9 protein-coding genes and 1 pseudogene are annotated in these 10,554 nt (G+C 41.7%); all 10 read left to right on the top strand.

Annotated features, from left to right (window positions below):
- Positions 1-116: pseudogene (locus ACE3PQ_RS08080) on the top strand (N-acetyl-gamma-glutamyl-phosphate reductase); the annotation flags it as partial.
- Between the two features lie 152 nt (positions 117-268).
- Entirely contained in the window at positions 269-1,042 is a 774-nt protein-coding gene (locus ACE3PQ_RS08075; protein ID WP_374296770.1) for a DUF6776 family protein, read from the top strand.
- A 180-nt stretch (positions 1,043-1,222) separates the two neighbouring features.
- On the top strand, positions 1,223-1,717 hold the full coding sequence (clpS, locus tag ACE3PQ_RS08070) for an ATP-dependent Clp protease adapter ClpS (protein WP_374296768.1): 495 nt from the start codon (positions 1,223-1,225) through the stop codon (positions 1,715-1,717).
- Positions 1,718-1,728: 11 nt separating this feature from the next.
- Positions 1,729-4,005 (top strand): ATP-dependent Clp protease ATP-binding subunit ClpA, encoded by a 2,277-nt coding sequence (gene clpA, locus ACE3PQ_RS08065; RefSeq protein ID WP_374296765.1) that lies wholly within the window; start codon positions 1,729-1,731, stop codon positions 4,003-4,005.
- A 120-nt stretch (positions 4,006-4,125) separates the two neighbouring features.
- The gene (locus tag ACE3PQ_RS08060) at positions 4,126-4,473 is read left to right on the top strand and encodes a YnfA family protein (protein ID WP_374296763.1); all 348 of its coding nucleotides are present in this window, start codon (positions 4,126-4,128) and stop codon (positions 4,471-4,473) included.
- 78 nt (positions 4,474-4,551) lie between these two features.
- Positions 4,552-4,998: a ribosomal protein S18-alanine N-acetyltransferase gene (rimI, locus tag ACE3PQ_RS08055; RefSeq protein ID WP_374296761.1), complete on the top strand. Its 447-nt coding sequence runs from the start codon at positions 4,552-4,554 to the stop codon at positions 4,996-4,998.
- Positions 4,999-5,491: 493 nt separating this feature from the next.
- Positions 5,492-6,916: a C13 family peptidase gene (locus ACE3PQ_RS08050; protein WP_374296759.1), complete on the top strand. Its 1,425-nt coding sequence runs from the start codon at positions 5,492-5,494 to the stop codon at positions 6,914-6,916.
- Positions 6,917-7,080: 164 nt separating this feature from the next.
- Entirely contained in the window at positions 7,081-7,935 is an 855-nt protein-coding gene (gene fghA / locus ACE3PQ_RS08045) for an S-formylglutathione hydrolase (protein ID WP_374296776.1), read from the top strand.
- Positions 7,936-8,367: 432 nt separating this feature from the next.
- Positions 8,368-9,468: a YjgN family protein gene (locus ACE3PQ_RS08040; protein ID WP_374296757.1), complete on the top strand. Its 1,101-nt coding sequence runs from the start codon at positions 8,368-8,370 to the stop codon at positions 9,466-9,468.
- Positions 9,469-9,516: 48 nt separating this feature from the next.
- Complete coding sequence (locus ACE3PQ_RS08035; protein ID WP_374296755.1) at positions 9,517-10,530, top strand: M48 family metallopeptidase; 1,014 nt, start codon at positions 9,517-9,519, stop codon at positions 10,528-10,530.
- Positions 10,531-10,554 lie beyond the last annotated feature (24 nt).

The raw sequence follows: 10,554 nt of genomic DNA, 5'->3' as shown, positions 1-10,554 counted from the left end.
TGGTTGCACAAGATAACTTGGTCAAAGGTGCATCAGGTCAAGCCATTCAAAATATGAACATTATGTTCGGTTTAGAGGAAGGTTTAGGATTGCAGTCGATCGGACTTTTACCGTAAAACTACTTTAAATGTTTGTACAAATCGGCATAATAGCAAGCAGTTTGAGTTTTAATGATTTTTGACGACATGTTAAAAGTTCTTAAAATTCAAATTGCATTAATTTGCTGACAATAGCCAAAAACTTTTCGACATTTGAGCATCTCATTGTTATGGATTATTCAGAACAAACGCCTTCAAACCATGAAGAAAACAACAATACGCAAAATAGCACAGCATCAAAGTTGCCATTTTGGAAATCACAGTCGGCAATACTCATTGTGGCGATTTTGCTCGCAGGTGGTGGTTTTGCACTGGGCTATGGTGTGGGGCATAAGCAGGGGTTGACCGTCGTCGGTTTTGATCAAGATGCACAAGAGCTCTCGGAAATTGTTGCGAAACAAAAAACAGCTTTAGAGGCTGTGAGCGTGAGCTTAAATACCTCGACGCAAGAACGTGATGTGGCGATCCAAAATGCCAAAGAGTTGAATGAAGCACTCGGTCTAGCCAATCAAGATAAGGATTATGCACAGTCCTTGAGCACCACTTACCGAGAGAAGTTGCGTGAACGTGGTGGTCTGAGCTTAACCATTCAAAATATCAAAATCAAACCATTGCCGAGTAATGCTTATGAGTATGTGCTTGACCTCGTTCAAGTCAGCCCAAATAAACGTCGTGCGGTAGGGCGTGTAGAAATTCGGTTAATTGAGGGCAGTGAGATTCTCACTGTGCCTTTAGAAAGTTCAAATTTTAATTTTGACAATTTTGAACGCTTAACAGGGCGATGGACGATGCCAAGTGGCTTTTCACCGCAGTTTATTGAAGTGCATCTAAAAGGCTCAGGTGACGCAGTGATTCAACGCTTTGCATGGCGTCGTGGAGCAAAAGACGTAACTTCTTCGGCATTTTTAGGTGAAATCCCACAAGTAGCGGCTGAAGCGGATTAAATTTATAAAAGCGAGTTTTCATTTCAAAAGTTAAAATAGTTTGAAAGAAAATGTTTTACAATGCGGTTTTAAAAGTAGAATGTGCGAAAATTTACACAACTTGGCGTAAATAAAGCAAATTATTGGATTTAAAGAATAAGTGTTATGACCAATTTTTCACCCTCAAAAGGTCGAAAATCAATGACATTGACCAAACAAGTCATGCAACACCGTTTCCAACAAATGGGTGCGGTGGACTGGCATATGCCTCATGACCACTGTAAACAAAAAGCGACAATAAGTATCGAAAAAAATAGTCCTCATCTCCAAGATCAAAGCAGGGTTTTGACCAAGATGTCATTGCCAATGTTGCATGATGAAGTGCATCCTGATGATGGGCATCATGAAGCCGATGTCATGGTTGCGCCACCAGTTTTAAAGCGTCCACCGCAGTACGCTGTGGTTTTATTGAACGATGACTATACGCCAATGGACTTTGTCATCGAAATTTTACAACAATATTTTGCATTAGATCTTGACCGAGCTACCCAAGTAATGCTACAGGTACATCATGAGGGTAAAGGTATTGCAGGCATATATCCTCGAGATATTGCTGAGACCAAAGCCAATCAAGTGAATAACTATGCTCGATCACAAGGACATCCATTGCTTTGTCAGATTGAACAACAAGAATAGAGGTCATAATCATGCTCAGTCGTCATTTAGAAGTTTCTCTCCGTTTGGCTGTTAGCATGGCTCGTCAAAAAAGACACGAGTTTCTAACAGTTGAGCATCTTTTACTTGCATTATTGGACAATGATTCGGCTGTAAATGCGTTAAAAGCATGCGGTGGTGACATTGTGTCACTGCGTAAAGAACTTGAAGAATATATTGACTTACATACGCCAAAACTTCCTGAAGATACCGATCAAGCACCGCATCCAACAGAGAGCTTTGATCGTATTTTGCAACGCTCGATTTTTCATGTGCAATCAAGCGGTGGTGATCGCGCGGTCGAGGGTGCAGATGTATTGGTGGCAATGTATTCAGAACGTGATGCGTTCGCGGTGTACTTACTCAAACGTCAACAAATCAATCGCTTAAATCTGACTCAATATCTTTCTCATGGTGCGCATAAAGAAGTCAGTGCATCTGAAGAAGAACAAGAAGAAATTGATCCTGAAAATGGTGGTAGTGCGAGTAGTGCAGGTCCATTAGAGCTATATACTGTTAATCTCAATCAAGAAGCGCAAGCAGGAAAAACTGATCCGTTGATCGGTCGTCAAAAAGAAATTGAACGCACGGCGCAGATTCTTTGCCGTCGTCGGAAAAATAATCCCTTATTAGTTGGTGATCCAGGTGTAGGTAAAACCTCGATTGCAGAAGGTTTGGCGTGGTTGATTGTCAAAGGTCAAGCACCGAAACCACTTGAAGATGCAGAAGTTTATAGCTTAGACATAGGTGCATTAGTTGCAGGGACGAAATATCGTGGTGACTTTGAAAAGCGTTTAAAACAATTGTTGAATGCGTTGAAAAAGAAACCTCATGCGATTTTATTTATTGATGAAATTCATATGATCATCGGTGCAGGCTCAAGTATGGGTAGCACGATGGATGCCTCGAACTTGATCAAGCCTGCATTGGCGAATGGTTCATTACGCTGCATTGGATCGACGACTTTCCAAGAGTATCGTCAAGTCTTTGAAAAAGATCATGCGCTTTCACGGCGCTTCCAAAAAGTGGATATTGTTGAGCCAACGATTGGTGAAGCGATCGAGATTCTAAGAGGATTAAAACCAAAATTCGAAGAATTTCACAACGTCAAATATGATGATGATGCAATCAAATCTGCGGTCGAGCTCTCTGCGAAGTACATTCATGAGCGTTTCTTACCTGATAAAGCCATTGATGTAATTGATGAAGCGGGTGCACAGCAACGCCTACAAGCGGATGGCAAAGAAAAGCAGATTGGTCTAGCTGAGATTGAAGATATCGTGGCTAAGATTGCACGAATTCCACCGAAAACCGTATCTAAAGATGACAAGTCCGTGCTTGAGTATTTAGAACGTGATTTGAAGCGTGTGGTGTTTGGTCAAGATGAAGCGATCAGTGCACTGTCGGCAGCGATTAAACTGTCACGTGCAGGACTCAAGTCACCTGACAAGCCAATTGGTAGCTTTATCTTTGCAGGTCCAACAGGTGTCGGTAAAACCGAAGTCACACGTCAGCTTGCAAAAATCTTGGGTGTCGAGCTCGTTCGTTTCGATATGTCTGAATATATGGAACGTCATGCGGTATCTCGCTTGATCGGTGCGCCTCCAGGTTATGTGGGCTTTGATCAAGGTGGTTTACTCACTGATGCGATCAATAAAACGCCACACTGCGTATTGCTCCTTGATGAGATCGAAAAAGCACATCCTGAGGTCTTTAATTTGCTCCTACAAGTCATGGATCACGGCACATTAACCGATAATAATGGTCGTAAATCTGACTTTAGAAATGTGATCTTGGTCATGACCACCAATATTGGTGCAGAAAGTATTACTCGTACCAGCATTGGTTTCACTGAACAAGACAACAGTGCGGACAACCAAGAAGCGATGAAACGTGCATTTACCCCTGAGTTCCGTAACCGTTTGGATGGTGTGATTCAGTTTAAAGCCTTGCCAACCACAGTGATCGACTCAGTCGTTGATAAGTTCTTGACTGAACTCCAAGCGCAACTCGATGACAAGAAAGTGGTGCTCGAAGTCGATCAAGATGCACGAGATTGGCTGGCTGAACAAGGTTATGATCGCATGATGGGTGCTCGTCCAATGCAACGCCTCATCCAAGATCAGTTGAAAAAACCTCTAGCAGAAATGATTCTGTTTGGTGCGTTGGTCGATGGTGGTACGGTGAGTGTGAGCGTACATGGCAAAGACAGAGATAAAGATGGATTAAAATTGGAAGTGATCGAAGATCATAGTCCAGAGCCAGCTTAAAGACTGAAAGGTAAATATTTAACATTACAAGGTTAACCGCTTTGTAGTGTAAATAGCAGAGCACAGGCTTTCGAGTTTGTGCTTTTTTTCATAATGGTTTTGAATGAGAAAGATATCATCGTGGACTATGTAAAGTTGCTCAGCACATTTGTCTTATTTGTCTGCACGGCGATTGCTGAAATCGTTGGTTGTTATCTACCTTATTTGATTTTGCGTGAGCAAAAATCGTGGTGGCTGTGGTTGCCAACCATTTTTAGCTTGGCGATCTTCGTTTGGCTTTTGAGCTTGCATCCAACAGCAAGTGGTCGAGTCTACGCAGCTTATGGTGGGATCTATGTGGCGATGGCGTTGATATGGCTACGGTATGTCGATCAAATTCCACTCACATCGTGGGACATCTTTGGCGGTTTAGTCGTGGTTTGCGGTGCGTTGATCATCATCTTGCAACCAAGTGCGTTTATTCGCTAATGTATCTTCCTGTTTTAAACTCATTTAAGCCATTCCAAAATGCAAACTTCAAAACATCAAGCAATTCATCTCCGAAACATGCAACACACTGATATCAATGCAGTGTGTGCGATCGAACAGCAAGTTCAATTTCATCCGTGGACTGCAACTCAGTTCGCCGATAGTGTTGAGCGTTACCAATCGACAGTGGTCGAGCAAGATGGAAAAATTCTTGGTTTTTGTATCATGCAAAAAGTCTTAGATGAGGCGAATTTACTTTTGATGGCGATTGACCCGAAGTACCAAGGGCAGGGCTTAGGTACAACAATGCTCAATGAAGCGATCACTCGATTAGGTTCGGCATGTGTACAAATTTTTTTAGAGGTTCGGGAAAGTAATCTTTCTGCGATTGCGCTGTATGAAAAAGTGGGTTTTCACCAGATTGATCTGCGTAAAAATTATTATCCTGCACCAAATCATCAAAAAGAACATGCCGTAATCATGGTGAATATGCTAAATGAAGATGCATTCCAATTTGGTCAATAAATCGGTATTTCAGAATAATAATTTGAAATCAATCACTAAAAACATCTTCAAAGATCATGAATTGTAATTTAAGATATGCAAAGCTGTAGTTGATCAGAAAAATTCATTATCAATTTGTTATGTGAGCGCCTTTTCGCATTGTCAAATTAAAATAACCACTTACACTATACAGTCGGATTTTGTAGTGTGTAGCTCGTCATTGTATTGTACGAAATATTTTTGAAATATATAGGGCAAAGGTCTTATATGGAAATGTTTTGCAGTTGAATATAGTACGGCAACATATTACGAGAATATGGTACGGAAATACAGCAATGACCTGTGAGCTGAGAAAGATGGTCTAGTTAATATGATCTTGGTTGAATTTGAAAACATCAATCAACTTAGCTGAGAAAGCTTTACATTGAACAGTCTTAAAACTAGACAATCATGAAAATAGCACTGATGTGTAAATCATACTGAATTTCAACAGGCAGAAATTGTAAATAAGACTATGCACGAGATTAAATCTACGCCGTTCTTCTTTCAGAATTTAAAGAATAATCTGATTGCAGGGATGTGGCTATTTATTGGCTCTCGTCGTAGCTTGGCTTGGGTCGCACCGACACCATTGCAGTTGTTATTTTGGGTGGTGGCAGGCTGTGCGGCAAACTCGCTGTTTAGTTGGATCATCGCCGATGGGCAAGGACATTTTAATCCGCAAGGCTTGATTAGCTATTTGCTTTGGCCGTTCTTGGCGTTGATCGTCGGTATCTTCTTATCACAGCGTACCGAATTGCAACGCATCATGTTGGTTCCTGCGTTGCTATGGTTGATTTTAGATGTGCATGTCGCTTTATTGCAGAGCTTTTTGCAATATTTAGGGACATTGGATCTGTTGCCATATTTCACTTATAGTTTTTTACCGCAGTTGTTTTTAGCGCTTTTCGTATGGCAAAGTTTGGCTGTGGTGTGGGTACTTGCGCGAACTTTGAAATGGCCGTGGTGGGAACTATTGCTGATCATGTTTGCCACCTTATTTACAATGGTGGTATGGCAGTCTTCTGTGAAAAGTCAGCCGATTTGGAAAATTGCCGAAGTACAACCGAGCATCTCTGAAAAAGCCTTATATGCTCAATCAGAACTGCTAACCCAAGCTTTGCAAAACCTACAACCAAGTAACTTTGTCGATACCCAGTGGTACTTCCTCGGCATCGCAGGTGCAAGCTATCAAGATGTTTTTCGCTCTGAAGTGGAGCGTATCAAAGAGCAGTTTGATACCCGATTCGGTACATTTGGACGTTCGATCGCATTGGTTAATAACGATCAAAGTGCAGAGCAATTGCCGATGGCGACACCGACCAGTATTGCTCGTGCGCTTGCTCGCATCGGTGGCGTGATGAACCGTGAAAATGATGTGCTATTCCTTTACATGACCTCACACGGTTTGGTCAATGAATTTGAACTTGCCAATGCGCCGATTGCGATGGATTCGATCAATCCAAAATGGCTTCGTGAAACATTGGATAACTCGGGTATTCGCTGGCGTGTGATCGTGATTTCAGCGTGCTATTCGGGGAGTTTTGTTCCTGCACTACAATCACCTGATACATTGATTATCACTGCGTCGGCTGCCGATAAAAGCTCATTTGGTTGCAGTAATGAAGCGGACTATACCTATTTTGGTCGAGCTTTCTTTGATGAAGCAATGCGTGAGCAAACCGATCTTAAAGCAGCATTTGATCAAGCTAAAGCGACAGTGGGCAAATGGGAGGCCGCACAAGGCTTTGAACCATCAGAACCGCAGTGGGTGATTGGTGATAATATCAAACTGATGATGCCTCAGTTAGAACAACGTCTGTTCCCGAAAAATGCAGTGACTTTGCCTAAGCAAGAAGGTGTTTTTCTGCCTTTGCGTCAAAATAAATCAACGCACTAATGGGATAAATTCTAACTTTTGAAAAGTTAAATTTCTTAACAGTGAAATGGTCAATTTTCGGTTTAAACTGAACGCGTTTAACACACGATTTTAAAAAATTAGTTTAAGAAATTAGTTTGAATGATTGAAATGTCGCTTTAGCTATGGAGAACGCCGTGTCTGCTATCGAATTATTACAAAAACATCACTGCTTTACAGGTGAGCAACGCTTTTATCGTCATCATGCAAAGAGTCTACAATGCGAGATGAAGTTCGGTGTGTATCTCCCTGAAAAGGCATTGAAAGGTCAGGATTGCGCTGTCGTGATTTTTCTCGTAGGACTGACTTGTACAGAAGAAACTTTCGCCATCAAAGCACATGCGCAACAGTTCGCAAATGAATTGGACTTGATATTGATCACACCTGATACTTCACCTCGTGGTGAAGATGTGATGGACGATGCACATTGGGATTTGGGGCAGGGTGCGGGATTTTATGTGAATGCAACACAGCCATTGTGGGCGAAGCATTATCAGATGCAGACTTACATTGCTGATGAGTTATATCAACTTGTTGTAGATAACTTTCCGATTGCGACAAACCAAGATGTGAAATATAAAATTGCACTGATGGGGCATAGCATGGGTGGTCACGGCGCTCTGAGCTTAGCATTTAAGTTTCCTGAGAAGTTTCAATCTGTATCAGCTTTTGCACCGATCTGTGCGCCGAGTATTTGTCCGTGGGGTGAAAAAGCATTTAGTCATTATTTGGGCATGGATCAACAAGCGTGGTTTGCACATGATAGTTCGCACTTGATCATTGAGCGTGGTGAGCAATTTCCAAATATCTTAGTCGATCAAGGTTTAGATGATCAGTTTTATTCACAGCTTCACCCTGAAAAACTGCAACAAGCTTGTGATCAGGTCGGACAAAATCTAACGCTTCGATTCCACAAAGGTTTTGATCATGGCTATTATTTTATTCAAAGCTTTATTGCTGATCATTTACGACATCATGCAGAGCAATTACATGGTGTTTGATCGGTTATGCTGACTTGAATATTGAATTGAATGTTGAGTAAGTTGTCATAATAATTTTATCGAATTGATTAAAAATTACAGTATAGTACCTACTTTAGCCGACTTCTCCGAATAGGTTTAATTTGGAGGTGAAAGGGTATTTAAAAATCGTTGCAGATTTTCAGTGAACAACTTATCGCAAGCTTTCAGTAGATATTAAAATTTATGAATAATGACAATCAATCACCAGCAGAACCACAGTCTGAGGACAGTGAAGCCGTTGGTAGCACCAATGCTTTTGATCAAAATTCCACTCATCTAAGTGGTATAAATTCCAGTACTACAAATTCCAGTACTACAAATTCCAGTACTACGAACTCGAATACATCTCATACAAATACTTCCAACGTGGACAGTGGCAGTGTAGCTAGCTCTAATCAAGTCAGCTCTAATGTGGCCACTACCTATGTAGCCACTACCAATGTAGCTAGTCCGACTAATGCACCCGCGTGGAGTGCGGTAGGTACTGAGCCTACGTTGCAAGAGATTCACCAAACATGGCGTTTCGGTTTTAAGGGTAATGGTACAGAGTACTTCAAGATTTGGATTAGTAATTTATTTCTGACCATTATTACACTGACGTTGTATGCGCCGTGGGCAAAAGTACGTCGTCTACGTTATTTCTACGGCAATACGTATTTGAAAAATCGTAAGTTTGACTTTACAGGGATTCCGTCACGTATCTTGGTCGGACGATTAATTGCATTAGGTGCGTACGGTATATTCGTTGCTTCAGGTTATGTATCACTTGAGTTGAATGCGATTTTAACCATTGCATTCTTGCTGCTTATTCCGTGGTTGATTCGTTCTAGTACACGCTTTCATGCACGTAACAGTAAGTATGAAAATAGCCGTTTTCATTTCTCTGCGAACATGAAACGCACTTATTTGGTTGCGATCGGCTGTTGGTTGATTACTGTATTTTCACTCGGTTTATTATTCCCAATCGCTTTATTGTGGTTTAAGCGCTATCAAATGGATCACCTCTATATCGGACAGCTCAAGTTTCGCTTAACTGCCGATGCAGGGGATTTCTTTGCCGCAGTAATGTTGCCGATGTTGATGTTTATGGGTGCAATACTTGGTGCGGGTGTATTGGTTGCATTGGGTTACTTTGCAGGGATTTCTCCTGAGTTGATGATGATTTTGGCGGCCGGTTTATACCTCATGGCGGTATTCTTCCTTGCACCATTGATACAAGGTTATTTGTTTAAAGCAACTTGGTCACATGTACAGATCGGCGATAGTCAGATGAAAACGGATGTCAGTCCGTGGAAGTTTGCATGGATTCAGATGACCAATAGTTTTGCGATTCTATTTTCAGTGGGTTTGATGTATGCATGGGCGCAAGTGCGAATTTATCGCTATAAAATCGAGTCTTTAAGTGTGGTGTTTTATGATGATCCGTCGGAACTGATGAATAAAGCGCAAGAAGATTACAATGCGATCGGTGAAGAGTTGGCAGATATTTTTGATATCGACATTTCTTTGTAATCGCCATCGTTGCTTCGATATAAATGCTTTTAAGGTGTAGCGCAATTTATGCAATCAATCGCAATTAAATTTTATGATGGCATCGTCAATCGTGGCTATGATGCGACTTTACGTGCACATGCTAACGGAGCGGTGGTTGAATATACGGATGCTCAAAATACCCATCAGCAGAAGCTCTATCACTATGACGATATGATCTATATCGGACCAATCGGTGCAGTTCTGCCTGCGATTGAGTTGCCACACGATGCACGGATAGAGTTTCTCGATAATCATGTGCCTGATTGGCTCGATCTCAAGGCAAAGGAGAATGCACATCGAGTCCATGTGATCGAATCCAGTTGGCGATGGATTGCACTAAGCCTTGTGGTGACGGTTGCCGTGGTGTTTGCAACTTTCCGTTGGGGTATTCCGATGGCGTCGCATGCGATTGCACAGCAGATGCCTCAAGATGCGTTAAATCGTATTGGTGGTGAAGCGGAAGATTATCTGATAGATGTGACTGAAAAAAGTAAGATTACGGCAACACGTCAAAAACAAATTCGGACAATGTATCTACAGCAAATCCAAGCCAAAGTGCCTGCAAAAATTATCTTTCGTGCAGGTGGTGAGTATATTGGAGCGAATGCTTTAGCGATTCCTAATGGGACAATTATGCTCACTGATGAGTTGGTCGAATTGGCAGAAAATGATCAAGAACTCCTTGCAGTACTTGCACATGAACAAGGGCATTTGGATCAGCGACATAGCTTGGAGCAGGGCTTACAAAGTTTAGGTATTTCGATTTTGTATGTGTCGATCACAGGTGATGCATCTGATCTGTTTGGAAGTTTACCTTTGGCAGTGGTATCTGCACAGTATTCACAGAAGTTTGAACTCAAAGCTGATCAATATGCGATCGACGAGTTAAAGCGTCAGGGCATTTCTCCGAAATATTTGGCAGATTTTCTCAAGCGTTTAAGCGATGAAAATGAAGAAGAAGCGGATGTAGACGCTACAGACTTTATGCAAAGTCATCCCGCCACGGCAAAACGCATTGCACAGGTGGAAGCACAGCTTTAGTGTTTTAAGGTTTTAAATTGTTAG

The sequence above is a fragment of the Acinetobacter sp. genome, from assembly GCF_041911495.1.
Taxonomy (GTDB): domain Bacteria; phylum Pseudomonadota; class Gammaproteobacteria; order Pseudomonadales; family Moraxellaceae; genus Acinetobacter.
The sequence above is the reverse complement of the archived record's forward strand: the minus strand, read 5'-3'. Positions and strand labels throughout refer to the sequence as shown.

What these genes read in the sequence shown, in the direction of transcription:
- ACE3PQ_RS08075 (WP_374296770.1), top strand. Translation starts at nt 269, where the DNA reads ATGGATTATTCAGAACAAACGCCTTCAAACCATGAAGAAAACAACAAT.
- clpS (WP_374296768.1), top strand. Translation starts at nt 1,223, where the DNA reads ATGACATTGACCAAACAAGTCATGCAACACCGTTTCCAACAAATGGGT.
- clpA (WP_374296765.1), top strand. Translation starts at nt 1,729, where the DNA reads ATGCTCAGTCGTCATTTAGAAGTTTCTCTCCGTTTGGCTGTTAGCATG.
- rimI (WP_374296761.1), top strand. Translation starts at nt 4,552, where the DNA reads ATGCAACACACTGATATCAATGCAGTGTGTGCGATCGAACAGCAAGTT.
- ACE3PQ_RS08050 (WP_374296759.1), top strand. Translation starts at nt 5,492, where the DNA reads ATGCACGAGATTAAATCTACGCCGTTCTTCTTTCAGAATTTAAAGAAT.
- ACE3PQ_RS08035 (WP_374296755.1), top strand. Translation starts at nt 9,517, where the DNA reads ATGCAATCAATCGCAATTAAATTTTATGATGGCATCGTCAATCGTGGC.